Source organism: Cellulomonas sp. (assembly GCF_035634735.1).
GTDB lineage: Bacteria > Actinomycetota > Actinomycetes > Actinomycetales > Cellulomonadaceae > Cellulomonas.
The window spans coordinates 1-24,764 of sequence record NZ_DASQCJ010000155.1 but is presented as its reverse complement, the minus strand read 5'-3'; the positions used below and the strand labels follow the sequence as shown (position 1 = coordinate 24,764).

Sequence of the window (24,764 nt, the reverse complement as noted above, 5' to 3'; positions counted from 1 at the left end):
CGACCGGTACTGCGTGGGGTTCGACGAGGACCACCTGCCCGACGGCGCCGCCCCCGGGTCCTCCTACCGGTCCTACGTGCTCGGCCGCGGCCCCGACGCCACCGCCAAGACCCCCGAGTGGGCCGCCGCGATCACCGGCGTGCCCGCCGGCACCATCACCCGCCTGGCCCGGGAGATCGCCGCCGCGAAGCCGTGCGCCATCACCCAGGGGTGGGGGCCGCAGCGCCACTCGAACGGCGAGAACTCCGCGCGCGCCGTGTTCACGCTCGCGGCGCTGATCGGGCAGATCGGCGTGCCGGGCGGCGGCACCGGCGGCCGGGAGGCGGCGTACTCGATGGCGACCGCCGCGTTCCCCACGCTCGAGAACCCCGTGACCACCGAGGTCTCGGTGTTCAACTGGACCGACGCGATCCACCGGCACCAGGAGATGACGGCGCTCAGCGACGGGATCCGCGGCGCCGACCGGCTCACCGCCCCGATCCGGTTCATCTGGCAGTACGCGGGCAACGCGCTGGTCAACCAGCACGCCGACATCAACCGGACCGGCCAGATCCTGTCCGAGCCGGACGACCTCACGATCGTCGTGATCGACCACCAGATGACCGTCTCCGCGCGGTACGCGGACATCCTGCTGCCGGACGCCTCGACGCCGGAGCAGATCGACCTCGCGCAGCAGGGGTCCGCCGGGGCGCTGGGGTACCTCGTGCTCGCCGACCGGGCGATCGAGCCGATGTGGGAGTGCCGGCCGGTCTACGACATCCTCACCGGGGTCGCCGAGCGGATGGGGGTCGGGGACGCGTTCACCGAGGGGCGGACCCAGGAGGACTGGGTGCGCGCGGTGCTGGCCGAGACCCGGGAGCTCACCCCGGGGGTCCCGGACTTCGAGGAGTTCCGCCGGCAGGGCATCTACAAGGAGATGAGCCCCGACGGACCCGTCGTGCCGCTGGCGGACTTCCGGGCGGACCCGGAGGCGAACCCCCTCGACACCCCCTCGGGGAAGATCGAGATCTACTCGGCCGCGCTGCAGGAGATCGCCGACACCTGGGTGCTCCCCGACGGCGACCGGATCACCGCGCTGCCGGAGTACGTCGCGTCCCGCGAGGGACCCGAGGACCCGCTGCGCGAGCAGTACCCGCTGCAGCTGATCGGCCACCACTACAAGTCCCGCACCCACTCCACCTACGGCAACGTCCCCTGGCTGCAGGAGGCGCACCCGCAGGAGATGTGGATCAACCCGGCCGACGCGGCGGACCGGGACGTGCGGAACGGGGACACGGTCGACGTGGTGAACGACCGCGGCCGGGTCCGGATCGTGGCGCGCGTGACGCCGCGCATCGCGCCGGGCGTCGTGTCGATCCCGCAGGGGGCGTGGTTCGCGCCCGACGCGGACGGGGTCGACCTGGGCGGCAGCGTCAACACGCTCACGAGCCTGCACCCGTCGCCGCTCGCCAAGGGCAACGCCCAGCACACGAACCTGGTGGAGGTGACGAGGACCTAGCCCCCCGGCGGGGGCGGCCAGCCGGCGGCGAGGGCGCGCAGGCGGTCGACGGCGGCGCGGACGGCGGCGGCGTCGGGCGCGGGGCCGGCGGGCGCGGCGGCGTCGGGCGCGGCGGCGTCGGGCGCGGGACCGCCGGCGGCCGCGGCGCGGGCGGCCACGCCGACCAGGAACGCGCTCAGCGGGGCGGCCGGACGGCTGACGCCGTGCGCCACGTCCCGCACCAGGTCGAGCAGCGCCCCGCCCACCTCCGGGAGCAGGTCCCCCGGCACCCCGAGCTCCGCGGCCGCCGCCGCCGTCCACCGCTGCATCTCGTCCACCGCGCACCCTCCGCGCCGACCGGCGGCGCGGCGGGTGCCGCACCTCCCGACCAGGCTGCCCCGCCCGGCGCCACGCACCCGGGCGCCGCCGCCACCCCTACGCACCGAGGAGCACCGCCGTGACCCCCGTCGAGCCCCGCACCACCCCTGTCCCGTCCGCCCCGGCCCCGTCCGCCGCGGCCTCGACCCCGGCCGCGCCGGCCCCCGCCAAGCCGGCCCCCACCACCCCGGACCGCACCGCCCCGGCCGACGACGCGGCCGCCGGGCCCCGCGCGCTGGCCGAGCGCCTCGACGACCTCGCCGGCTGCTGCGTGCTGCTGTCCCGCCTGCTCCTCGACGCCCCCGACTCAGACCTCCTCGCTCGCCTGCGCGCCCCGGGGCTGCTGGCCGCCTGGCCGCTCACCGACCGGGCGTCGCGGGAGGGCGCGGCGCTGCTCGCCCGGGGCGCCGCCGCCGACGTGGCCGAGCTGCGCCGGGACCACCAGGCGCTGTTCGTGGGCCCGGGGCCGCTGCTCGCACCGCCGTACGAGTCCGTGCACCGCGGGCGCGAGGGGCTGCTGTTCGAGGGCCCGACGTTCGCGGTGCGGGCCGCGTACCGCGCGTTCGACCGGGTCGCGCCGGCCCTGAACCGCGAGCCCGACGACCACCTGGGCCTCGAGCTCGACTTCGTGGCGCACCTCGCGGTGCGGGTGCTCGACGCCCTGGACGCGGCCGAGGAGGCGCGGGCGGTCGCGACCCTCGTGGCGCTGCGGGAGTTCCTGGTGGACCACCCGCTCGCGTGGGGGCCGGACTGCCTGGCCCTCGTGCGGCAGCACGCGCGGACCGACTTCTACCGGGGCACGGCGCTGCTGGGCACGGGGCTGCTGGCGCACGCCGCCCGGGTCGTCGTGGGGCGCTGAGGTGCCCTGGCCGCACGGCACCGACCGCGCGGCGGGGCCCGTCGACCCCACCGCGGCGGCGTCCGACGCCCTCGGACCGGTCGTCCGGTGGCTCGCGTGGCTCCCCGACCCCGTGCACCTGCACCTGGCCTGCGCGACCGCGGCGGGACCCGTGCGCACGCCCCGCCGGGCGTTCGCCGTCCGGCTCGCGGGCTGCGCCGCCGACCTCCCCGCCTCCGCGTACCTCGAGCTCGTCGCCGCGGGGGCGCTCTCGGTCACGGTGCACGACCCGCACCCGGGCGCGGGACCGGCGACCGGTGCCGCGGACGCCGCCCTGCGCCGGGGCGGGCGGAGCGAGCGGGTCGCGGTGGCGCCGGGGAGCGACGCCGGGCAGGCCGCCGCACCGCCGGACGCCGCAGGCAGTTCCGCCCGGAGACCGCGGCCGGTGCGGGACGCCGCGACCCTCGGGCTCCCCCGGCGCGCCGTGCTCGCCCCCGCCGGCGCGGTACGACCCGGCGGGAGGTGGCGCGCGGGCACCGAGCCCGCCCGGCTGCGCGACGCGCTCGCCGCGCTGGGCCTGCCGGCCGACCGACCCGACGACACCCCAGGTGGGGCGGGGGGCGAGCGCGGCGCGCGCGTGCTCGACGCCCCGGGCTGCACGGCGTGCGGTGTGTGCGCCCGGGCGTGCCCGGCGGGAGCGCTGCGCCTCGTCGGCACCGGCGCGGGGGCGGTCCGCGGGCCGGGCGCGGCGCTCGACGCGGGTGCGGCACCGCACCCCGCGGCGGCCCCCACCGCCACGCTGCGGCAGGACGTCGCCGCCTGCACTGCCTGCGGCCGCTGTGTCGACCTGTGCCCGCCCCGGGTCCTGCGCCTCGTCCCGGCGCCCGCCTGGGCCGCCGCGGTCGGGGGCGGCGTCCGGGACGTCGCCCGGGTCCCGCTGCGGTCCTGCGCGCGCTGCGCGACGGAGTTCGGCGGCGGCGGGACCGCGCGCCTCTGCCCGGGGTGCGCCCACCGGCGCGCGCACCCGTTCGGGTCGGCTCGCGCGCCGCTCGCCTGACCAGAGGGGCCCCGGGCGGCACCGGCCGCCAGCGGTGTCCGCACCTCCCCCGCCGCCGTGCCAGGATGGTCGGCCGTGACTGCACGACTGCTCAGCGCGCCCGTCGCCGTCGTCCCTGCCGTCGCCTGCCTGGCGCTCGCGACGGCCGGCTGCTCGGTCTCCGTCCGGGCGACCGGCGACGCCGGCCTGTCCCGCTCCGAGGTCGAGGCCCGGGTCGACGCGGTGCTCGAGGACCGCCTCGGCCGTGCGCCCGAGGCGATCGACTGCCCCGAGCCCCTGCCCGCGGAGGTGGGCGCCGCGGTGCGCTGCTCGGTCACCGTCGACGAGGACGCGGTCGGTGCCACCGTGACGGCCACCGCCGTCGAGGGCCGCGACCTCGAGCTCGACGTGGTCGTGGACGAGCGCGCGGCATCGTGACCGGCGGCGCTGCGGCGTACGAGCTGCGCCGGGCGGTCGCGGAGCGCGTCGCCGGCACCCCGTACGAGCTGGTCGACACCGAGGACGGCTTCGACCTGCGCGTCCGGCTGGCGGACGCGCGCTGGTACGGCCTGCTGAGCACGGCCGGCCGGAAGCGCGTCGTGCAGCACCGGGTCACGCTCGACGAGCCGCGCAGGCGGTACGAGATCCTCGACGACCTGTACGACGTGCGTTGGCACGTCGGCGCGGACGTCGCGGGCGGGCGGGTCCCGCGCCTGGTCGCGTCCGGGGAGAAGCGGCGGGTCACCGGACGCGTGGTGTGGGAGTACTCGTTCGAGAAGACGATCGGCGTCGGCGCGGAGACGAAGCGGCCGGAGGTGGTCGTCGACTACGTGTTCCGGGCCTCCGAGGGCCAGCGGATGATCCGGGAGCCCGCGAAGGCCCTCGGCTGGTCGGAGCGGTGGAACACCCCGGCGAAGGTCGGCCTCGTCGTCGGGGCCATCGGCGCGGTCGGCTCCGTGGTGACCGTCGTCGGCCTCGGCTGGGCGTGGGCGACCGGTCAGCTCACCTGACGACGCCGCTCCGCACGCGCGCCCGCGTCGCGGGACTGCTGCGAGCCCGAGCCGGTGACGTGCCAGGATGTGCCGCATGAGAGCAGCCCTCGCGCGGACGTGTGCCGGTCTCGCCCTCCTCACCGCCGGGTGCTCGGTCTCGGCAAGCACCGTCCAGCTGACCCCGGAGGACGTCGAGACGGGTGTGGGAGACGCCCTCGAGCGCGAGGTCGGAGGGGTACCCCAGGAGATCGACTGCCCCGACGGCATGGCCGCAGAGGTCGGTGAGTCGGTGCGGTGCACGCTGACCGTGCCGGAGGGCCTGCTCGGCGCGACCGCGACCGTGAAGTCGGTCGACGGCGATCGCGTCGTGCTCGGCGTCGAGGTGGACGAGCAGCTGCTCGACGGGACGACACCGTGAGCGCGGCGGACGAGCTGACGGCGGCCGTCGCAGAGCGGCTCGCGGGGACCGTGTACTCGGTGGAACGCACTCCCGACGGCTTCGTGGTGCGCGGCGACCTGACGGACGAGCACGTCTTCCGGCCTCGCCGGGACCGCGCGGTGCGCACGACCGTCCAGCACCGCGTGGAGCTCGACGAGCGGCTCCGGGTCATGCAGATCACGGACGACCAGGTCGACGTCGTCGGGCGTGCCGGCGCCGTCCCCGGCACCGAGATGCCGGTGCTGGGCGCCGCCGTCCGCGCCGAGCGCCGCACGGGCCGGGTGCGCGAGGTCTCGTTCCGCCGGACCTGGGACCCCAGCAAGCCGAAGGGCGAGCGGGTGGTCGAGGAGGCGCGGTTCGACTCGCACGAGGTGGTGCGGCAGATCCGGGACGTCGCCGTCGCGCTCGGCTGGGACGAGCGCGACGGCGCCGCCCAGCGGTCGGGCAGGATCTTCGGCCTCGCGGGCGGGGCGATCGCACTCCTGACGCTCGTCGTTCTGGGAGTGGCGCTGCTGGTCCGCTAGTCGGCCGCCGGCGCTGGCCGCGAGCCCAGGCCCGCCACGAACGCCTCGACGTCGGGCAGCACCTCGCCGAGATCCTGGACCGCGGCGGACGCGGTGACACCCCACGCGACCAGACGACCGGACTCCGGCGCGGCGAGCACGAGCACGACGAGCAGCTGCACGACCTCGACGGGGTGCCCGTCGATCCACGTGGTGAGGCGCAGCTCCTGCGCCAGCCCCTCGGTGCGCCCGCTGCCGATCGCCTCCCGGCGTCGGATCCGGACGTCCTGCTCGCGTGCGTCCAGACGACGCACCGTCTCCGAGCCGATCCGGGCGACCGCCTCGGCGTCGACGTCGTCGTGCAGCGCCACCGACATCGTCGGGGTGAAGCCCGACGTCGTCGCGCCCTCGCGGATGGCGAGCAGCGCCAGGCCCGGGGCGCCCACGGCCGCGGGCGGCACCATCTCCCACCCGAGCGGTGCGACCAGCGGGACGCCCGCGCCGAGGCGCGTCATCGGGGGTCCGTGTCGCGGAGGAACGGGAGGACCTCCTGGGCCGCGCGCACCAGGTCCGCGGGATCGACCTTGATCCCGACCGAGATCGCCGTCCCGGAGCCCTGGCCGTAGCCGGCTTTTCCGCCGACTACCCACGCGCCGCTCTCGTCGGTCCCGATCTGGTAGTCCACCACGTAGCCGTACCCCCGCCACGCCTCGACCCGCCCGGTGACGTCGACCGGACCGATCTGGCCTCCCCCGTCGAACCCGACCTTGCCGCCCGCGAAGAGCTCGGACTTGCCGGTCACCCCGCTCTTGCCCACCACCAGGCCCGTATCGGCGGAGACTCCTGCGAGCGCGTCGAACCCGATCTCAGCCTCGCCGCCCTCGTTGACGACTCTTCCCGTCCCCTCGACGAGGGCACCCGCCCGACCGGATGCGCCGAGCCGGAGCTCACCGTCCTGGATGCCGGCCTTCGCCTCGCCGGTCGCGCCGAGGCCGCCCTCGACCTCGCCGGAGAAGGTCGTCCCTCCCCTGCTGGCCTCTCCCCAGGCACGACCCTTCCACAACCATGCCTCGCCCTGGGCGGACGCGAGGCCCCACCGTCCCTCGCCCGAGCGCGGGTCCCACGAGAACACCGACCCGGACGTGCTGCCCTCAGCCGTGAACCACTGGGACGACGTCCCGCCGTCGAGGAGCCAGGGAGCCGTCACCTGCAGTCCCTCGATCGTTCGGGCCGCGGTCGCGCCGGCGTCGGCGACAGCCGCCCGCGCCGACGCCAGCACCTCCAGCGCCTCGTCCCGGAGCGGGGTGCCCGGGTCGACGAACGGGTCGGGGGTGATCGCGTTCCGGCCCGCGAGCACCGCCTGCTGGAAGGCACGCACCCCGGCCCGGTGCGCCCGCTCCGCCTCCTGTGTCGCGACCTGCGCCCGCTCCCAGAGCTCGATCGCCGTGGCGGCATCGGCCTGCGCCCCGGCCAGCACGTCCGCATAGCCCGTGAGCGCGCTCGCCGCGGCGGTCAAGGCGTCCGCCGTGGTGCGCCACTGGCGCGGCTGCGCGTCCATCACCACCCAGAACGCGTCAGCCGACTCGCCCGTCCAGCTCGGGACGCGGACGTCGGCGAGGCTGTCGGCCGCCTCCTCCGCCCGTGCGGCCCGTGCCGACAGGGCGTTCGCGAAGCCGTGGACCACCACGGGGTTCCCCGGCACCAGCGCCCGGGGATCGCTCGTGGCACCGAGCGAGGCCGTCACGACGGCCGGTTCGCGAGCGAGGCGGCCCCGGGCGGCGTCGACCCGCTCAGGCCGGAGAGCCGCCGCTGCACCTCGGCATCGACGGACCGGTACGCCCCAGCCTGCTGGGTCAGCCCGTCCGCCACCTCCCGACCGACGGCGAGCAGCTGCTGCAGCGCCCGGTCCGCCTCGCCGAGGAAGACCTCGGCTGCGGCCGCGACTCCGTCGTGCCCGTAGTCGAACGACCACTGGTGGCAGGCGTCCTCGCCCTCACCGTGCACGACCGCCCGGCGCACGAGGATCGCCGCCGTGTACATCTCGTCCGTGTCGACACCGACGCCTGCCGCCATGGTCCCCCCTCGGCCTTCGCTCACCTGCCCCGATGCTAAGGCTGGTCCGGCCGCCGGTGAGGAGGTTCGCAGCCATGGGGGTGACACGGTCACCCGCGCGGCCCAGACGTCAGGACGCGGCGATCTCCGCCCGCAGCGATCCGAGCAGCTCCGCCAGCCCGTCCGCGAGCGCCTCGGCCTGCGCCCGGGTCGCCGTGGCGGACACCGTCCACACGGTCGCGGGCCCGCCCTCTGCGCCGGGGACGGCGACGAACTCCTGGACCTGGGTCATCGGCACCGCGACGCCGTCGACCGTCGTCGTGAAGTGCACCTCCTGCGCCACCGCCAGGTCGCCGGTCTGCTCTCGGCGGGCCAGCGCGACGTCGTCCTCCGTGGCCTCGATCGCGCGGACCGCCTCGGCGCCCAGCTCGACGGCCAGGCCCGGGTCGTCGGAGCGCTGCACGCCCACGGTGACGTTGGCGGTGAAGCCCGCGTCCGGGGTCTCGTGCGCGGCGGCGAACGCGATGCCCGGCGTGCCGAGCGTCTCCGGCGGGATCAGGTGCCAGCCCTCGGGCAGCGGGGCGGCATCCTGGGGGTCGGTGGTCATGCGTCTCCTCGGTTCCGGGGCTCCGTCGAGTCTAGGTCGGCGGCCCGGATAGCCTGACCCGGTGCAGGTGGTCTCCGATCTGAAGCAGCTCTGGCCCCTGGTGGACTTCCGGCGGCTGCTCACGGTCCGCCTGGTGAGCCAGTGCTCCGACGGCCTGTTCCAGGCCGGGCTGGCGACGCTGTTCTTCTTCTCGCCGGAGAACGCGACCACCGCGACGGGCGTCGCCGCGGCCTTCGCGGTGCTGCTGCTGCCGTTCACCGTCGTCGGGCCGTGGGCGGGCGTGCTGCTGGACCGGTGGCGCCGCCGGCAGGTGCTGCTGGTCGGCAACCTGGTGCGCACCGGGCTGACCCTGCTGACCGCGCTGGTGATGGCGACGGCGGGGGTCGGGCCGGCGGTGTACGTGCTCGCCCTCGTGACGCTGTCGGTGAACCGGTTCCTGCTGTCGGCGCTGTCCGCGTCGCAGCCGCGGGTCGTGGCCGGTCCGCTGCTGCTCACCGCCAACTCGATCACCCCGACGCTCGGCACCGTGTCGTCGGGGGTCGGCTGGGGCATCGGGTTCCTGCTCGGCCTCGTGCTGCCGCAGGGCACCACCCGGGACGTCGCGTCGCTGGTCGCGGCCGCGGTGCTGATGACGACGGCCTCGCTGGTCGCGACCCGGCTCGGCAAGGACCTGCTGGGCCCCGACGCGCGCGCCGACGCCTCCGAGATGCGCCGCGCGCTCGGCACCCTCGCCCGCGGGCTGGTGGGGGGCGCCCGCTACCTGGTCCGCCGGGGCACCCCGGCCCGCGCGCTCGGCGTCATGGCGGTGCACCGGTTCCTGTACGGCGCCGTGTTCATCGCGAGCCTGCTCATCTCCCGCAACCTGCTGTCCGACCCCGGCGACGCGCGCGCCGGACTGGTCACGTTCAGCACCGTGGCGGCGGTGACCGGCGTCGGCTTCGCGCTCGCGATCGTCGCGACCCCGATCGTGTCGCCGCTGGTCGGCCCGCAGGGCTGGATCTCGATCTGCCTGGTCCTGGCCGCCGCGACGCAGGCGCTGCTCGCGGTCACGGTCGCCTACCCCGCCGTGCTGGCCGGATCGTTCGTGCTGGGCCTGGCGGCGCAGGGCGCCAAGATCGCGGTCGACACCATCGTGCAGCGGGACACCGCCGACGAGTTCCGCGGGCGGGCGTTCGCGCTGTACGACGTCCTCTACAACGCGGCGTTCGTCGGCGCGGCGGCGCTGGCCGCGGTCGCGCTGCCGGACACCGGCTGGTCCCGCGGGGTGTTCGCGCTGATCGCCGTCGCCTACCTGGCGACCGCGCTGGTCTACCGCACCCGCGCGACCGAGCCGTCCGAGGTCCCGGTCAGCGCCTGACCGGTCCCGGTCAGCCCTGGCGGGCCGCCCACCAGGACTCGAGCTCCGCGCGGGCGCGCTCCTCGCCCAGCGGGCCGTGCTCCATGCGCAGCTCCAGCAGGTGCTGGTAGGCCTGGCCGACCTCGCGGCCGGGCGGGATGCCCAGGACGGCCATGATCTGCGTGCCGTCGAGGTCGGGCCGGATCGCCGCCAGCTCCTCCTCCTCGGCGAGCCGCGCGATCCGCTCCTCCAGGTCGTCGTAGGCCTGGGACAGCCGGCGCGCCTTGCGCACGTTGCGCGTGGTGCAGTCGGACCGGGTCAGCCGGTGCAGCCGCTCCAGCAGCGGGCCGGCGTCCGTCACGTACCGCCGCACGGCGGAGTCCGTCCACGCGCCCTCGCCGTAGCCGTGGAACCGCAGGTGCAGCTCCGTCAGCTTCGCCACGGCCTGGACGGTCGCCTTGTCGAAGTGCAGCGCGCGCAGCCGCTTGGCCACCAGCTTCGCCCCGACGACCTCGTGGTGGTGGAACGAGACGCCGCCGCCCGACTCGAACCGGCGCGTGGCCGGCTTGCCGATGTCGTGCAGCAGCGCGGCCAGGCGGAGCACCAGGTCGGGGCCCGGCACCGCGCCGTCCGGCCCGGTCTCCAGCGCGATCGCCTTGTCGAGCACGGTGAGCGAGTGCTCGTAGACGTCCTTGTGCCGGTGGTGCTCGTCGATCTCGAGCCGCAGGGCGGGCAGCTCCGGCAGCACGTGCTGCGCGAGCCCCGTGTCCACCAGCACGCGCAGGCCGGGCCGCGGCTGGCGGGACATCAGCAGCTTGACCAGCTCGTCGCGCACCCGCTCCGCGGACACGATCGAGATCCGGTCCGCCATGTCCGTCGCGGCCGCGAGCGTCGCCGGTTCCACGTGGAACCCGAGCTGGGCGGCGAACCGGGCGGCCCGCATCATGCGCAGCGGGTCGTCGTCGAACGACTGCCGGGGGTCCACCGGGGTGCGCAGCACGCCGCGCGCCAGGTCGCGCAGGCCGTCGAACGGGTCGACGAAGGCGAGGTCCGGCAGCCGGATCGCCATCGCGTTCACGGTGAAGTCGCGGCGGGACAGGTCGCCGTCGAGGGAGTCGCCGAACACCACCTCCGGCTTCCGGGACGCCGGGTCGTACGCGTCGGTGCGGTAGGTGGTGACCTCGACCACCACGTCCTCCGCGCCGCGGCGGCCGTGCCGGCGCGCGCCGATGGTGCCGAAGGCGCGGCCGATGTCCCAGTGCGCGTCGCCCCACGCGGCCAGGATCTGCTCGGTCTCGTCCGGGGTGGCGGACGTCGTGAAGTCGAGGTCGGCGCTCGGCCGGCCCAGGAACGCGTCGCGCACCGGCCCGCCGACCAGCGCCAGCTCGTGCCCGGCCGCGCGGAACAGGTCGCCGAGCTCCAGCGCCGCCGGGGCGAGGCCCGCGATCACGCCGAGCGCGCGCTTCTGCAGCGCGAGCAGGGCGTCGGCGTCGACGGCGGCGCCCGCACCCGCGGGGGCCTCCGCGGCCGGGGGCTGATCGGGCGCGGTGCGGGGGGTCAGGTCGTCGGACGGCACGACGCCCAAGCCTGCCAGATCCGGACCGCGGCGCGCCGACCCGGTGGTCACCGGCCCGGCGGCGCGGCGGCTCCGGGCGCCCGACCGGCCGCTCCCCCGCCGGTCGGCGCGCACAGGTCCTCCACCCGGACTCCGTCCGGGGGCCGCGGCGGAGTCGTTACAGTGGCCTGCATGCCCGAGCCCGCGCGCGCCCTGCCCCCGCAGGGCGTCCCCGCGCCGCCGGGCGGTCACGCCCTGCGGATCGACCCCCGGTCGACCCGCACCCGGCACCCGCACCTGCCCGTCGTCGAGGAGACCTCCGCGGGCGGCCTCGTGGTGCGGCTGGACGGCGGGCTGCACGTGGCCGCGGTGATCGCGCGGCGCAACCGCGCGGGCCGCCTCGAGTGGTGCCTGCCGAAGGGGCACCTCGAGGGCGAGGAGACGCCGGAGCAGGCCGCGGTCCGGGAGATCGCCGAGGAGACCGGCATCGTCGGCCGCATCGTGCGCCGGCTCGGCGTCATCGACTACTGGTTCACGGGGGACGACCGCCGGGTGCACAAGATGGTGCACCACTATCTCCTCGGGGCGGTCGGCGGCGAGCTGACCGTCGAGGACGACCCGGACGGCGAGGCGGAGGACGTGGCGTGGGTACCGGTGGTGGACCTGCCCGGGCGCCTGGCCTACCCGAACGAGCGACGACTGGCCGAGGCCGCCCACGTGGTCCTCGTCGGCGAGGCATGAGGCTGCGCGGCACGGCGGGGCGCGCACGAGCGGTCACGGCGGCGGTCCTGGCCGCCTGCGTGGTCGCGCTGTCCGGCGCACCCGCGCTCGCCTCGACGGCCGGCACGGGGGTCGTCGCCACCGGCGTCACCACCCCGGCGGCCCCGTCGACCGACGACCTGCCGGTGTCCGTCGCGATCACCGCGGTCGCCCCCCAGGTGCTCGTCCCGGGCGAGGACCTGACGGTCACCGCCACGCTGCGCAACGACGGCGACGAGGTGGTCGAGCAGCCGCGCGCCTCGGTCCGGATCTACCGCTACCGGATGTCGACGCGCGAGCAGGTCGCCGCCTGGGCCGACGCGGGCGACTCCAGCCCGGTCGGTGACGTCGCCGCGGCGGTCACGCTCGACACCCCGCTCGCGCCCGGGGCCACGACGACCGTCGCGGTGACCGTGCCCGCCGCGGACATCGGCCTGCTCCGCACCCAGGACGGCTGGGGCCCGCGCGGGATCACCCTCGACGTCGGGGACGGCCGGACGCGCGTCGGGCTGGACCGCAGCTACCTGCTCTGGAACTCCGCCGACGAGGTGCCGACGGCGCAGGTCGGCGTGCTGTCCGCGGTCGTGGGCCCGGCGACCGACCCGTCGCTCGCCGGCGCTCCCGACGACCAGGGCGACGACCCCGACGCCGCGGCCCCCGCCCCGTCCCCGTCCGCGAGCGACGCGGACGCGGCCGACGACGGCGACGCCGCGGGCACCGACGACCGGCTCACCGCGCTCACCGCCGCCGGCGGCCGGCTCAGCAAGCTCCTGCAGGCCACGGCGGACCACCCGTCCGTGTCCTGGGCGATCGACCCGGCGCTCGTGGACAGCGCGGCGGCGGGCACCCGGGCGGACCAGGCCTGGCTGACCTCGCTCACCGCGGCGGCCGAGGACCGCGAGGTCCTGCGGCTGCCGTGGGCCGACCCCGATCTCGCGGCGGTGGCGCACGCCGGCGGCGCCGAGACCGCCGACCTGCTCGCGCTCGCCCGCGGCGTGGTCTCGCAGTCCGGGGCGGACCTCTGGGCGGACGCCGATCCGGTCCTGTGGACGGCCGACGACGTCCCGGACCGGGTCACCGCCGCCCGCGCCGCGAGCTCCGACCCCGGCACGCCCCTGGTGGTCGGGCCCGACGCGATGCCCGCCCGGGACTCGGAGTCGCCGAGCTCCCCCAGCACGGTCGACACCACGGGCGGGCCGGTGACCGCCCTGGTGCCGGACCCGACCCTCTCCGACCTGCTGTCCGACCCCGCGACGTCGCAGCCGGGCGTGACCCCCGCGACCGCCGCCCAGCGGGTGCTCGCCGAGACCGCCGTGCTCGCCCGGTCCGAGGACGCCCGCGACACGTACGTCCTCGCGACCACGCCGCGCGACTGGCAGCCCTCGACCGCGATCACCCAGGCGCAGCTCACCGCGCTGGAGGCGGCGCCCTGGGTCGAGGCGACCACCGTGGGCGAGATGCTCACCGCGCACGCGGCCGGCCGGGCGGACGGGGACGGCGCCGACCGCGCCGCGCTCCCCGAGTCGCAGCGCACGGACACCGAGCTCACCCCGGCGTGGGTCAACGCGCTGGCGGCCCAGTGGCGCTCGGCCGGCGAGTTCGCCGCGGTCGTGCCCGACCCCGCCGCCCTGCTGGCGGGCCTGGACGCCGACCTGGTGGCGCCGCTCGCCGTGGCCTGGCGCGACGACCCCGACGGCCGCGCCGCCGCGATCAACGACGCCATCGCCGAGTCGCAGCAGCGGCAGTCCGGCCTCGAGGTCCTGCTCAACGAGCAGTTCACGGTCATCTCGAGCTCGGCGCAGATCAGCGTGGCCGTGAGCAACGAGCTCGACCAGCCGGCGCGCGTCCGGGTCGAGCTCCGCCCGCAGAAGGCCTGTCTCGACACCGCGCGCTCGCCGGTCACCGAGGTCGCGCCGAACGCGGACACCACGGTGACGCTGACCCTGCGGGCGAGCGCCAACTGCGACGTGACCGTCGACGTCTCCCTGCTGTCCGAGACCGGGCGCCAGCTCGCGACGCCGCAGCAGTTCTCCGCCCGGGTCGCGCCGACCATCGAGAGCGTCGGCGGCATCGTCGTCGGGGTCCTGCTGGCCCTGGCGCTCGCCTTCGGCATCTGGCGGACCGTGCGCCGCGGCCAGACCGCGCGCCGCGGCGCCCGCGTGGTGCGCGACGCGCCCGCCGCGCCCGGGGCCGCGCCACCGCCGGACGGACCGGCGACCCCGCCCGCCCCCCAGCACACGCCCGCCGACCGCCCCGCCGGCGCGCCCCCCGAAGGACAGGACCAGCCATGACCTCCCCCGCCACCGACGGCGTCGGCGCCGACCCGGACGGGACCGCCGCGGGCGCGACGGCCGGCGGCGGCACCGACGCCGCGGCGGGCGCCCCGGCCGGCACCACCGTCCGCCTCGGCCGGTCGTCGCTGATCATGGCGTCCGGCACCGCGGCCTCCCGCGTGCTCGGCGTCGTGAACACGGCGCTGCTCGGCTGGGCGATCGGCGTCACCGGGCACATCGCGAACGCGTTCTCGGTCGCGAACAAGCTGCCGAACACGCTCTACCTGCTGATCGCGGGCGGCGTGCTCAACGCGGTGCTGGTGCCCCAGGTGGTCCGCGCGTACCAGCGCGCCGACGGGCAGCAGTACGTCGACCGGCTGCTCACCGTCGGCATCGTGCTGCTCGGCGGGCTCACCGTCGTGCTCACCGCGGCCGCCCCGCTGTTCGTCGCCTTCTACTCCTCGTTCCCGGACCCCGAGGTCACCCGGGTCGCGACCGCGCTGGCGTTCTGGTGCATCCCGCAGGTGTTCTTCTACGGGCTGTACTCGCTGCTGGGCCAGGTGCTCAACGCCCGCGGCTCGTTCGGCCCGTACATGTGGGCGCCCGTGGTGAACAACGTCGTGTTCATCGCCGGGCTCCTCGTGCTCGCGCAGGTCTTCGGGCGGAACAGCGACGGCGCCGACGTCGGGTCCTGGACCGCGGGCCAGACCGCGCTGCTCGGCGGCGCGGCCACGCTCGGCATCGTCGTGCAGGCGCTCGTGCTGCTGGTGCCGCTGTACCGCAGCGGGTTCCGCTACCGGCCGCGGTGGGGGCTGCGCGGGTCCGGGCTGGGCAGCGCGGGCCGGGTGGCGACGTGGACGTTCCTCGGGCTGCTGATCGGGCAGGTCGGCGTCTGGCGGATCAGCGTGGTCGCGAGCTCCGTCGCCACCGAGGGCGCCGCGGGGAACGCGGTGTACGACCGGGCGTTCCTCATCTTCATGCTGCCGCACTCGCTCGTGACCGTGTCGCTGGCGACGGCGTTGTTCACCCGGCTGTCCGGGAAGGCCGCCGCCGGCGACACCGCCGCGGTGCGGTCCGACCTCTCGCTCGGGCTGCGGACGGTCGGCGTGTTCACGGTGCTCGCCACCACGGGGATCGCCGTCCTGGCGTTCCCGCTCGGCCGGGCCCTGTTCCCGAGGTCGCCGGACGGCGAGGTGCACGCGCTCGCCACGACGGTGGTCGCCCTGGTGCTCGGCCTGGTCGCGTTCGGCGTCTGGTCGCTGTGCCAGCGCGTGTACTACGCCTACGAGGACGCCCGGTCGATGGTGCCGGTCCAGGTGGTCATGGCGGTCGTGGTCGTCGGCGGCACGGAGCTCGGCCGGGCCACGCTGGACGACCGGTACTGGGTCGCGGCCGCCTGCCTCTCGATGGCGGTGTCCTACGCGGTCGGCGCGGCGGTCGCCCTCGTGTCCGTGCGCCGCCGGCTGGGCGGGATCGACGGGCGGCGCGTGCTGGCGCTGCACCTCAAGGCCGGGGTCGGCGCGGTGCTCGCCGCCGGCGCCGGTCTCGGCCTGCTCGCCCTGCTCGGTCCCGTCGACACCTGGGGCCGCGCGGTGCTGGCCTGCGTGCTCGGCGCCGCGGTCATGTCGGCCGTGTACGTCGGCGTGCTGCACCTGCTCCGGGTGCGCGAGCTGCGGACGCTCACCGCCCCGCTGCTGCGGCGGCTCGGGCGGGCGTGACCGACCCCGCGGACACCCACCGGGCCGCCGCGGGGCGGCCCCGCGTCGGACGCGGGACCCGCCTCCCCGTCTAGCATGACGGGGAGCCTCGGCCCCGGCGGCCGGGCTCCACGCACACCGACGACCGGACGGAGGACGAGTGGTGCAGGCCCGCCCCGGTGACCCCGGACGCCCCGACGCCCCCGCGCTCGGCCGGCTCGGCGGCACCGTCGCCGGCCGGTACCGGCTCGACGAGCGCCGCCCCACCGACCTGCCGTCCGCCGAGCGCTGGACCGCCACCGACCAGATCCTGGCCCGGCCCGTGGTCGTGACGCTGGTGTCCGGCGCGCGGACCGCCGCCGTGCTCGACGCGGCCCGGCGCGCCGCGCTGGTCGTCGAGCCCCGGCTCGCCCGCATCCTCGACGTCGGCCAGGCCGACGGCACCGGCTACGTCGTCACCGCCGCCGTCGAGGGCCGCAGCCTCGCGTCGCTCGCGGGCCGCGCCCCGCTGCCCGCGGACCAGGCGCGCGCCGTCGTCGGCGAGGCCGCCGCCGCCCTCGAGGCCGCGCGGCGCCGCGGCGTGCACCACCTGGCGCTGCGCCCCGAGGCGCTCGTCCTCACCGCCGCGGGCCGCGTGGTGCTCGAGGGCCTCGCGGTCGACGGCGAGCTCGTCGGCGCGGCCGGCGGCACCGCGCACGCCATGAGCCGTGCCGACGCGGTCGGCCTGGTCCGCGTGCTGTACGCCGCCCTGACCGGCCGATGGCCGTCCGTGTCCGCCTCGGGCCCGGGTGCGCTGCCGAGCTTCGCCGAGTGGTCCGCGGGCGGGACGGTGCCGGCCCGCCCGGCCGTCGAGCTCGACGCCGGCCTGCCGCTCGCGCCCGAGCACGACGGGGCGCCGCTCCCGCCGGTCGACCTGGTGCCGGGCGTCCCCGCCGACCTCGACACGCTCTGCGCCGTGACGCTCGGCCCGCACGACGACGGGCCGCACAGCCCCGGCGAGCTGGTCCGGGAGCTCGAGCCCTGGCGCGCCGTCCGCGCCGACGAGATCTTCCGTGCCGCCGACGCCGGGCGCTGGCCCGCTCTGCCGGGCCAGGCGCCCGCGGGCGCCGCCGCTACGGCCGGCACCGGGCCCGGCCCCGGGCCTGTCCCCGGCACGACCACCGCACCTCCGACGGGAAGCAGCCCGATGACCGACGACCAGAAGCGCGCAGCGGACGACACGACGACCCCGGCTCGGGGCGGGTCGGCTGCGGCGGCCGGCGCGGGCGCTGCGGGCGCGGGCGCTGCCGGGTCCGCTGCCGGCGGGGGCGCCGCCGGGCAGGCGGCCGCGGGCGCCGGTGCGGCCGCGGGCGCCGGTGCGGCCACGGGCGCCGGTGCGGCGGCAGGCGGCGCTGCTGCGGCGGGTGCCGCCGGTGCCGCCGGCGGCGCGGTCGCCCGGCAGTCGGTGCGCTCGGCGTTCGGCTCGGGCACCCCGAGCGCGGGCGCCCGCCGGCCCGGCACCCCGCCCCCGGCGATCCCGCCGGCGAGCCAGCCCGCGGCCATCCCGCCGGCGGGCCGCGGCCCGGTCCGCACGTCGACGCGGGGCACCGCGGCCGTCCCGGCCGCGCGCGCCGCCGAGGGCGCGCCCGCCGACGCGGGGCGCACCGCGACGCCTGCCTCGCCCGGGTCGACGCCCGCCGCGCCGACCTCCCCGGCCCCGAGCGCCCCCGGGGCGACCGGTCCCGCCGCGTCGGGCCCGGCCGCGTCCGGCGCGACCACCTCCGGCTCGACCACGGCGGCCGCCGCGGCCACGCCGTCCACCTCGCCGACCCCGGCGGCCACGACCCCCACCCCGGCGAGCCCCGCGGCCCCGCCCGCCGTGCCGCCGGCCCGCTCCGCCTCGCCCGCGGAGCCCGCCCCCGCCGCCGAGCCCGCCACGCGGGCCGCGGACCCGGCTGCGGAGAGCGAGCCCGGCACCGCCCGCGAGGGCGCCCCGCGCGAGCCCGACGCCGCGGACCTCGCCGTCGCCGGCATCACGGGCGTCGGCGCCGACGCGGAGCCCACCACCGCGGCCACCGCCGCCACGCCCGCCCCGGACCGCGAGGACCCGGCCCCCGCCTCGACCCCCGCCGCTGCGCCCGTGCGGCGCACCAGCTCGGTGTTCGGCCGTTCGACGGGGCGCGGCGCGGCCGCGGGCACGGCGGCAGCCGCCGCGGCCGCCGCCAGCACGCCGGCCACCGGCACCCCGGACTCGGCCGCGGCCGCCCCGTCGGCTGCCCCGGCGCCCGGCGCCGGCTGGCGACCGTCCGCCCCCGAGACCGCCGAGCCGCCGGTCTTCCCGTTCGGCGCCGAGGCGACCCCGGCGGACGCTCCCGCGGACGCGCCCGCCGACCGGCCGGGCTGGGACCTGCCCTTCCCCGCCGAGGAGCGTGCCGTGCCCGTGTCCCAGCGCCGGATCGACCCGACCCGGTGGGTGCTCGGCGGTGTCGCCCTGGCCGTGATCATCGGTGTCGTCATCGCGATCGGCAACGTGCTGTCCCCGTTCCGCTCCCCGGGCGACGCGGGCACCGAGGCGGCACCCGCCCCGGCCACGTCGGCCCCGGCCGCCGAGGCCCCGGCCGAGGGCGGCGAGGCGCCGGCCGAGGAGCAGCCCGCCGCGGCCGTCCCGCCCGTGATCGCCGCGGTCAACAGCATCGACCCCTCCGACGGCGACGGCGAGCACGAGGAGCTGGTCGGCCGCCTGACCGACGGCGACCCGGCGACCTCCTGGTACACCCACACGTACAACCGGCCCGACTACGCCGGGTTCAAGGACGCGGTGGGCCTCGTCATCACGCTGCAGGCGCCCGCGACGGTCACGGCGATCACGCTCGACGTCAACGGCTCGGGCGGCGCCGTCGAGGTGCGGTCCACCGACGCCGCGAACCCCACCGCGGGCGACGTCCTGGCCTCCGGCGCCCTGGCGCCGCAGACGGTCCTGACCCTGGCGCAGCCGACCGAGACGCAGAGCATCGTGCTCTGGTTCCCCTCGCTCGCGCAGACCCCCGACGGCCAGAACCGCATCGAGATCTCCAACCTCGCGGTGTCCTGACCCCGCCCCGCCGAGCAGCCCGGCGGTGCGGAACAGACGGCGCCTAGGATCTGTTCTCCGCTGCATCAGCTCGTTCCCCGACCTCGAGGAAGCACCGTGACCGAGACCCCCGTCCGCGACATCGTCATCGTCGGCTCCGGCCCCGCCGGGTACACCGCCGCGATCTACGCGGCGCGCGCGGGCCTGGCCCCCTACGTGGTGGCCGGGTCGGTGACCGCCGGCGGCGCGCTCATGAACACCACGGACGTCGAGAACTTCCCCGGGTTCCCGGACGGCATCCTGGGCCCGGACCTCATGGACAACCTGCAGAAGCAGGCCGAGCGGTTCGGCGCCGAGGTGCTGTGGGACGACGCCGTCGAGCTCGACCTGGCCGGCCCGGTCAAGACGATCGTCACCGGCGGCGGCGAGACGATCCGCGCCCGCGCGGTGATCCTGTCGACGGGCTCCGCGTACCGCGAGCTCGGGCTCGACGACGAGAAGCGGCTCTCCGGCCGCGGCGTGTCCTGGTGCGCCACCTGCGACGGGTTCTTCTTCCGCGACCAGGACATCATCGTGGTCGGCGGCGGCGACTCCGCGGTCGAGGAGGCCACCTTCCTCACCCGGTTCGGCAAGTCCGTGACGATCGTGCACCGCCGCGACGAGCTGCGGGCCTCGAAGATCATGGCCGACCGTGCCAAGAACGACCCGAAGATCCGGTTCGCGTGGAACTCCGAGGTCGTCGGCATCCACGGCGACGAGAAGGTCACCGGCGTGACGCTGCGCGACACCGTCACGGGCGAGACCCGGGAGCACGGCGCGACGGGCGTGTTCGTCGCGATCGGCCACGTGCCGCGCACCGAGCTGCTCGCGGGCCAGGTCGACCTGGACGAGAACGGCTACATCGTCGTCGAGGGCCGGTCCACCCGGACCAACCTCCCCGGCGTGTTCGCCGCGGGCGACGCGGTGGACCACACCTACCGCCAGGCGATCACGGCCGCCGGCTCCGGCTGCTCGGCCGCGCTCGACGCCCAGCACTACCTGGCCGCGCTCGGCGACGTGGACCCGGCCTCGCCGGCCGAGATCCCCGCCGCGGTCGAGCGCGCCGACGTCGACGCCGCGGACGCGGTGGACGCGCAGGGCGCCGACACCGCCTCGGCCGCGGCCGCCGCCGGGCACTGACCCGGGCGTGGCCGCCGCCCTCGCGGTGACCGCGGGCACCTTCGAGCAGGAGGTGCTCCGGTCGGACCTCCCCGTCGTCGTCGACTTCTGGGCGGACTGGTGCGTGCCGTGCCGCATGGTGACCCCGGTGCTTGAGGAGCTCGCGGTCACCTACGCGGGACGGCTCCGGTTCGTGGCCGTCGACACGGAGGCGGAGCAGGACCTCGCGGCCCGGTACCGCGTCGTCTCGATCCCGACGCTGTACGTGTTCCACCAGGGCGAGCTCGTCCGGACCCTCGTCGGGGCGCGCGAGAAGCGCGCCTACGCCGCGGAGCTCGACGCCGCGCTGGCGGAGATCGCCACCTGGTGACGGCGGCCCGAGCCGCCCGCCGACCCGCGCACCCTCCCCGTCCGTCCCGACGGGGAGGGTTCGTGCACGTGCGGCGCGCCCGCGGTGGACGGGCCCCCGGGTGCCGGGAGTGGCGTGGCACACTCGGGAGATGACCGCTCTCGAGCGGCCCGACGGCATGGCGTCGGGCCCCCACCCGACCCCGGCCGCCGGCACGCGGCTCGACCGCTGGCTCGGCTCCTACGCCGAGCGCACGCACGGCATGCGCGCCTCGGAGATCCGCGCGCTGTTCGCCGTCGCGAACCGTCCCGAGGTGGTGTCGCTCGCGGGCGGCATGCCGTACCTCGAGGGCCTGCCTCTCGACGTCATCGGCGACCTCGCCCAGCGGGTCGTCGCCACCCGCGGCACCACCGCCCTGCAGTACGGCTCCGGCCAGGGCGACGAGACCCTGCGCGAGCAGATCCTCGAGGTGATGCGGCTCGAGGGCATCGAGGCGCACCCCGACGACGTGGTCGTCACGACCGGCTCGCAGCAGGCGCTCGACCTCGTGACCCGGCTGTTCGTCGACCCGGGCGACGTGGTCGTCGCGGAGGCCCCGTCCTACGTCGGCGCGCTCGGCGTGTTCCGCGCGTACCAGGCCGACGTGGTGCACGTGCCGCTCGACGCGGAGGGGCTGATCCCCGAGGCGCTCGAGACCACGCTCGCCGACCTCGCGCGCGAGGGCCGCCGGGTCAAGTTCCTGTACACCGTGCCGAACTTCCACAACCCCGCCGGCGTCACGCTCTCCGCCGAGCGGCGACCGCGGATCCTCGAGATCGCCGCGCGCTACGGCGTGCTCGTGCTCGAGGACAACCCCTACGGCCTGCTCGGCTTCGACCGCGAGCCGCTGCCGGCCATGCGGTCGACGAGCGACGAGGGCGTCATCTACCTCGGCTCGTTCTCCAAGACCTTCGCGCCCGGCTACCGGGTCGGCTGGGCCGTCGCGCCGCACGCCGTCCGGGAGAAGCTGGTGCTCGCCTCCGAGTCGGCGATCCTGTCGCCCTCGAACGCCTCCCAGCTGGCGATCAGCGCCTACCTCGCGACGTGCGACTGGAAGGGCCAGGTCAAGGCCTTCCGCGAGCTGTACCGCGAGCGGCGGGACGCCATGATCGGCGCGCTGGCCGAGCACCTGCCCGACGCGACGTGGACGGTCCCGGACGGCGGCTTCTACACCTGGGTCCGGCTGCCCGAGGGCCTGGACGCGAAGGCCATGCTGCCCCGCGCCGTCACCGCCCGGGTCGCGTACGTGCCCGGGACGGCGTTCTACTTCGACGGGCAGGGCACCGACCACATGCGGCTGTCCTTCTGCTTCCCGACGCCGGAGCGCATCCGGGAGGGCGTCCGCCGGCTGGCGGGCGTCGTCTCGGCCGAGAGCGAGCTCGTGTCGCTGTTCGGCACCGGCGGCGGCGCGTCGCGCGGCGACGTGCAGTCGCCCGGCCCCGACCTGGCCTGACGCGGACGCGGCCGGGCGGCGCACGCCCCCGGCCGCGTGACGCGACCCGGTACGGTCGGGGCGGCGCCCGCTGCCCGCGCACCGGCACCACCCGCTCGTCGACGACCGGCCGCCCGCGGCCGCACCAGGAGGACCCGAACCGTGCCGCACGACCCCGTCCCCGCCAGCCCGCGCGTCGTCGTCCTGGCCGGCGGCCTGTCGCACGAGCGGGACGTCTCCCTCCGCTCGGGCCGGCGCGTGGCGGAGGCGCTGCGCTCGGCCGGGGTCGACGTCTCCGTGCACGACGTGGACGCCGACCTCGTGCCCGCCCTCGTCGAGACCCGGCCCGACCTCGTGTGGCCCCTGCTGCACGGTGCGAGCGGCGAGGACGGCTCCGTGCGCGACGTCCTGGAGCTCCTCGACGTGCCCAGCCTCGGCACCGGGCCGCGCGCGAGCCGCGTCGCCTGGAGCAAGCCGATCGCCAAGACGACCGTCACCCGGGCCGGCCTCGCGACCCCCGAGTTCGTCACGCTGCCGCAGAGCCTGTTCCGGGAGCTCGGCGCCGGGCGGGTCATGGACGCGGTCGTCGCCAAGCTGGGCCTGCCGCTCGTCGTGAAGCCGTCCCGGGGCGGCTCCGCGCTCGGCGTGACGCTGGTGCGCACCGCCGAGGAGCTGCCGGGCGCGATGGTCGCCTGCTTCGCGTACGGCGACACGGCGCTGATCGAGCGCGCCGTCGAGGGCGTGGAGGTCGCCGTCGGCGTCGTCGACCTCGACGGCTCACCCGTCGCGCTCCCGGCCGTCGAGGTGGTCACCGACGGCCCCTACGACTACGACGCGCGGTACAACCCCGGCCGCACCGAGTACTTCGCCCCCGCCCGGCTGCCCGACGACCTCGCGGCGCGCGCCGCCGAGACCGCGGTGGCCGCGCACCAGGTGCTGGGCCTGCGGCACCTGTCCCGGACGGACCTCATCATCGACGCGGACGGGCAGCCCTGGTTCCTCGAGGTGAACGTGGCGCCCGGCATGACGGAGACGTCCCTGTTCCCGCAGGGGGCCGAGGCCGGGGGTCACCACCTCCCGACGCTGTACCGGCGCCTGGTCGAGGCGGGCCTCTCCGGCCGCTGACGCCGCCTCGGACGCACGCGACGAGGCGCCGGCACCCTGACCGGGGTGCCGGCGCCTCGTGGCGTCGGGCGCTGAGCGGGCACGCGCGGCTCGGCGCGCGTGCCACCTCAAGAACGCAGGATGCCTGGGTCCTCGGGGGCGAGGCTCGCCAGGATGCGGTTGAGGTCCTGCACCGATGCGAACTCCACCGTGAGCTTGCCGCGCTGCTTGCCGAGGTCGACCTTGACGCGGGTCTCGAACCGGTCGGAGAGCCGGCTCGCGAGGTCGTCGAGCGCCTCGTTCCGCACGCCCGCGCGGGGTCGGCGCTGCTTCGGGGTGCCGTCCTCCGCGCCGAGCGCGACGATCTCCTCGACCGCGCGCACCGACAGGCCCTCCGCCACGATGCGCTGGGCCAGCCGCTCGATCGCCGCGCCGTCGCTCAGGCCCAGCAGGGCGCGGGCGTGGCCGGCGGACAGCACGCCCGCGGCGACCCGGCGCTGCACGAGCGGCGGCAGCCGGAGCAGGCGGAGCGTGTTCGAGATCTGCGGGCGGGACCGGTGGATCCGCTGGGCCAGCTCGTCGTGCGTGCAGCCGAAGTCGTCCAGCAGCTGCTGGTACGCCGCCGCCTCCTCGAGCGGGTTGAGCTGCGAGCGGTGCAGGTTCTCCAGCAGCGCGTCGCGCAGCAGGTCGCCGTCCTCGGTCTGCCGGACGATCGCCGGGATCGTCTCCAGGCCCGCCGCCTGGGTCGCGCGCCAGCGCCGCTCCCCCATGATCAGCTCGTAGCCGTCGTCCACCGGGCGCACCACCACCGGCTGCAGCACGCCGATCTCGCGGATCGAGCCCACGAGCTCGTCCAGCGCGTCCTCGTCGAACACGGAGCGAGGCTGGCGGCGGTTGGGCCGGATCGACGTCACCGGGAGGTCCGCGAACGCGGCCCCGGGCACGGGGACGAGGTCGTCGACCTCGGCCGTGGGGGGCATCGGCGGGACCTCGGCCTCCGCGGCCGGGTCCGCTGCCGGCTCGGCGGCCGCCTGGGTCCGGGCGCGGGACGGCTGGCGCACCGTGAGCGAGGGGACGCCCTTGCGCCCGTTCGACCGCGGCGCCGGGGTGGCCGGGGCGGGCGCCGAGGGCTCGGCGGCGGGGGGTGCGTCGGCCGTTGCGCGGCCGTTTCCGCTGGTCAGGGCCTCGGGACGGGATTCACGGGCGTCCCGGTCGCCCGGCGCCGTCCGGTCCGGGAAGAAGACGTCGACGGGCCGGTCCCCCTCGCGGGGCTCCGCCCCGGTGGGGATGAGCGCGCCCAGGCCGCGCCCGAGCCCTCGCCGCTTCTCGCTCACGCGTCCTCCTTCTTCCGGTCGGCCGTGGTGCCGCGCTCGGCGAGCTCGCGCGCCGCCTCCAGGTAGGCCAGCGCACCGCTCGAGCCGGGATCGTACGTCAGGACCGTCTGCCCGTAGGAGGGCGCCTCCGACACGCGCACCGACCGGGGCACTGTCGTCCGGAGGGTCTTGTCGGGGAAGTGCTCCCGGACCTCCTGCGCGACCTGCTGGGCCAGATTGGTCCGGCCGTCGTACATGGTGAGCAGGATCGTCGACACGTGCAGGCCGCGGTTGAGGTGCGCCTGGATCAGCTCGATCGACTTGAGCAGCTGGCTCAGGCCCTCCAGCGCGTAGTACTCGCACTGGATCGGGATGAGC

The 24,764-nt window shown here is 77.0% G+C and carries 24 protein-coding genes; 16 read left to right on the top strand and 8 right to left on the bottom strand.

The annotated features are described in order from the left end of the window. Positions 1–1,498 (top strand): molybdopterin dinucleotide binding domain-containing protein (locus VER05_RS13415; protein WP_324845840.1); only part of this gene is annotated, 1,498 nt, incomplete at its 5' end. Here VER05_RS13415 and VER05_RS13410 read toward each other — a convergent pair. Then, positions 1,495–1,806, bottom strand: coding sequence for a DUF6457 domain-containing protein (locus VER05_RS13410; protein ID WP_324845842.1), 312 nt, complete (start codon positions 1,804–1,806; stop codon positions 1,495–1,497). The two genes, VER05_RS13415 and VER05_RS13410, sit on opposite strands and share 4 nt — an antisense overlap. Before the next feature lie 128 nt (positions 1,807–1,934). Here VER05_RS13410 and VER05_RS13405 point away from each other — a divergent pair, with 128 nt between their 5' ends. From VER05_RS13405 to VER05_RS13380, 6 genes are all read left to right on the top strand, one after another. After that, a complete protein-coding gene (locus VER05_RS13405; protein WP_324845839.1) occupies positions 1,935–2,714 on the top strand; it encodes a TorD/DmsD family molecular chaperone in 780 nt (259 codons plus the stop codon). Position 2,715: 1 nt separating this feature from the next. Then, on the top strand, positions 2,716–3,750 hold the full coding sequence (locus VER05_RS13400; RefSeq protein ID WP_324845838.1) for an NADH-quinone oxidoreductase subunit I: 1,035 nt from the start codon (positions 2,716–2,718) through the stop codon (positions 3,748–3,750). 75 nt (positions 3,751–3,825) lie between these two features. Beyond that, entirely contained in the window at positions 3,826–4,167 is a 342-nt protein-coding gene (locus tag VER05_RS13395; RefSeq protein ID WP_324845837.1) for a DUF4333 domain-containing protein, read from the top strand. Continuing rightward, complete coding sequence (locus tag VER05_RS13390) at positions 4,164–4,739, top strand: hypothetical protein (protein WP_324845836.1); 576 nt, start codon at positions 4,164–4,166, stop codon at positions 4,737–4,739. The genes VER05_RS13395 and VER05_RS13390 overlap by 4 nt, the downstream gene beginning before the upstream one ends. 76 nt (positions 4,740–4,815) lie before the next feature. Beyond that, the gene (locus tag VER05_RS13385) at positions 4,816–5,139 is read left to right on the top strand and encodes a DUF4333 domain-containing protein (RefSeq protein WP_324845835.1); all 324 of its coding nucleotides are present in this window, start codon (positions 4,816–4,818) and stop codon (positions 5,137–5,139) included. Between the two features lie 59 nt (positions 5,140–5,198). Beyond that, positions 5,199–5,684: a hypothetical protein gene (locus VER05_RS13380; RefSeq protein WP_324845834.1), complete on the top strand. Its 486-nt coding sequence runs from the start codon at positions 5,199–5,201 to the stop codon at positions 5,682–5,684. Here VER05_RS13380 and VER05_RS13375 read toward each other — a convergent pair. The 4 genes from VER05_RS13375 to VER05_RS13360 form a co-directional block, all read right to left on the bottom strand. Then, positions 5,681–6,178 carry a hypothetical protein gene (locus tag VER05_RS13375; RefSeq protein WP_324845833.1) on the bottom strand — a complete coding sequence of 166 codons (498 nt, stop codon included), beginning with the start codon at positions 6,176–6,178 and terminating at the stop codon, positions 5,681–5,683. The two genes, VER05_RS13380 and VER05_RS13375, sit on opposite strands and share 4 nt — an antisense overlap. Then, complete coding sequence (locus tag VER05_RS13370; protein ID WP_324845832.1) at positions 6,175–7,407, bottom strand: putative T7SS-secreted protein; 1,233 nt, start codon at positions 7,405–7,407, stop codon at positions 6,175–6,177. Before VER05_RS13370 ends, VER05_RS13375 begins: the two co-directional genes overlap by 4 nt. Beyond that, positions 7,404–7,736, bottom strand: coding sequence for a hypothetical protein (locus VER05_RS13365; RefSeq protein WP_324845831.1), 333 nt, complete (start codon positions 7,734–7,736; stop codon positions 7,404–7,406). Before VER05_RS13365 ends, VER05_RS13370 begins: the two co-directional genes overlap by 4 nt. A 109-nt stretch (positions 7,737–7,845) precedes the next feature. Beyond that, the gene (locus tag VER05_RS13360) at positions 7,846–8,322 is read right to left on the bottom strand and encodes a hypothetical protein (RefSeq protein ID WP_324845830.1); all 477 of its coding nucleotides are present in this window, start codon (positions 8,320–8,322) and stop codon (positions 7,846–7,848) included. A 61-nt stretch (positions 8,323–8,383) separates the two neighbouring features. On the opposite strand from VER05_RS13360, the gene VER05_RS13355 reads away from it, so the two are divergent. Further along, positions 8,384–9,679, top strand: a complete 1,296-nt coding sequence (locus tag VER05_RS13355; protein WP_324845829.1) for an MFS transporter — start codon at positions 8,384–8,386, stop codon at positions 9,677–9,679. A 10-nt stretch (positions 9,680–9,689) separates the two neighbouring features. Here VER05_RS13355 and VER05_RS13350 read toward each other — a convergent pair whose 3' ends face one another. Further along, positions 9,690–11,138, bottom strand: coding sequence for a CCA tRNA nucleotidyltransferase (locus VER05_RS13350; protein WP_324845841.1), 1,449 nt, complete (start codon positions 11,136–11,138; stop codon positions 9,690–9,692). A 267-nt stretch (positions 11,139–11,405) separates the two neighbouring features. Between VER05_RS13350 and VER05_RS13345 the strand changes: the two genes are divergently transcribed. The 8 genes from VER05_RS13345 (at position 11,406) to VER05_RS13310 (ending at position 23,094) form a co-directional block, all read left to right on the top strand. Next, positions 11,406–11,954 (top strand): NUDIX hydrolase, encoded by a 549-nt coding sequence (locus tag VER05_RS13345; protein ID WP_324845828.1) that lies wholly within the window; start codon positions 11,406–11,408, stop codon positions 11,952–11,954. Next, positions 11,951–14,263: a DUF6049 family protein gene (locus VER05_RS13340; RefSeq protein WP_324845827.1), complete on the top strand. Its 2,313-nt coding sequence runs from the start codon at positions 11,951–11,953 to the stop codon at positions 14,261–14,263. The genes VER05_RS13345 and VER05_RS13340 overlap by 4 nt, the downstream gene beginning before the upstream one ends. Next, positions 14,260–15,963 (top strand): murein biosynthesis integral membrane protein MurJ, encoded by a 1,704-nt coding sequence (gene murJ, locus VER05_RS13335; protein ID WP_324845826.1) that lies wholly within the window; start codon positions 14,260–14,262, stop codon positions 15,961–15,963. The genes VER05_RS13340 and murJ overlap by 4 nt, the downstream gene beginning before the upstream one ends. 142 nt (positions 15,964–16,105) lie before the next feature. Then, positions 16,106–19,012, top strand: coding sequence for a protein kinase family protein (locus VER05_RS13330; RefSeq protein WP_324845825.1), 2,907 nt, complete (start codon positions 16,106–16,108; stop codon positions 19,010–19,012). 96 nt (positions 19,013–19,108) lie between these two features. After that, positions 19,109–20,170, top strand: coding sequence for a thioredoxin-disulfide reductase (trxB, locus tag VER05_RS13325; RefSeq protein ID WP_324845824.1), 1,062 nt, complete (start codon positions 19,109–19,111; stop codon positions 20,168–20,170). Positions 20,171–20,177: 7 nt separating this feature from the next. Beyond that, complete coding sequence (gene trxA / locus VER05_RS13320) at positions 20,178–20,519, top strand: thioredoxin (RefSeq protein WP_324845823.1); 342 nt, start codon at positions 20,178–20,180, stop codon at positions 20,517–20,519. A gap of 130 nt (positions 20,520–20,649) precedes the next feature. Beyond that, complete coding sequence (locus VER05_RS13315) at positions 20,650–21,990, top strand: PLP-dependent aminotransferase family protein (protein ID WP_324845822.1); 1,341 nt, start codon at positions 20,650–20,652, stop codon at positions 21,988–21,990. Positions 21,991–22,131: 141 nt separating this feature from the next. Next, positions 22,132–23,094: a D-alanine--D-alanine ligase gene (locus VER05_RS13310; protein WP_324845821.1), complete on the top strand. Its 963-nt coding sequence runs from the start codon at positions 22,132–22,134 to the stop codon at positions 23,092–23,094. Between the two features lie 107 nt (positions 23,095–23,201). On the opposite strand, the gene VER05_RS13305 is transcribed toward VER05_RS13310, so the two are convergent. Together VER05_RS13305 and VER05_RS13300 are read right to left on the bottom strand one after the other, a co-directional pair. After that, positions 23,202–24,407, bottom strand: coding sequence for a ParB/RepB/Spo0J family partition protein (locus tag VER05_RS13305; RefSeq protein ID WP_324845820.1), 1,206 nt, complete (start codon positions 24,405–24,407; stop codon positions 23,202–23,204). Further along, positions 24,404–24,764, bottom strand: a 361-nt coding sequence (locus tag VER05_RS13300) for a ParA family protein (RefSeq protein WP_324845819.1), incomplete at its 5' end; no start/stop codon positions are given. The genes VER05_RS13300 and VER05_RS13305, both read right to left, overlap by 4 nt.

Excerpts from the sequence above, each read along its gene's own strand:
- VER05_RS13410 (WP_324845842.1), bottom strand. The coding sequence starts at position 1,806 with ATGCAGCGGTGGACGGCGGCGGCGGCCGCGGAGCTCGGGGTGCCGGGG.
- VER05_RS13385 (WP_324845835.1), top strand. The coding sequence starts at position 4,816 with ATGAGAGCAGCCCTCGCGCGGACGTGTGCCGGTCTCGCCCTCCTCACC.
- VER05_RS13375 (WP_324845833.1), bottom strand. The coding sequence starts at position 6,178 with ATGACGCGCCTCGGCGCGGGCGTCCCGCTGGTCGCACCGCTCGGGTGG.
- VER05_RS13365 (WP_324845831.1), bottom strand. The coding sequence starts at position 7,736 with ATGGCGGCAGGCGTCGGTGTCGACACGGACGAGATGTACACGGCGGCG.
- VER05_RS13360 (WP_324845830.1), bottom strand. The coding sequence starts at position 8,322 with ATGACCACCGACCCCCAGGATGCCGCCCCGCTGCCCGAGGGCTGGCAC.
- VER05_RS13345 (WP_324845828.1), top strand. The coding sequence starts at position 11,406 with ATGCCCGAGCCCGCGCGCGCCCTGCCCCCGCAGGGCGTCCCCGCGCCG.
- VER05_RS13340 (WP_324845827.1), top strand. The coding sequence starts at position 11,951 with ATGAGGCTGCGCGGCACGGCGGGGCGCGCACGAGCGGTCACGGCGGCG.
- murJ (WP_324845826.1), top strand. The coding sequence starts at position 14,260 with ATGACCTCCCCCGCCACCGACGGCGTCGGCGCCGACCCGGACGGGACC.
- VER05_RS13315 (WP_324845822.1), top strand. The coding sequence starts at position 20,650 with ATGACCGCTCTCGAGCGGCCCGACGGCATGGCGTCGGGCCCCCACCCG.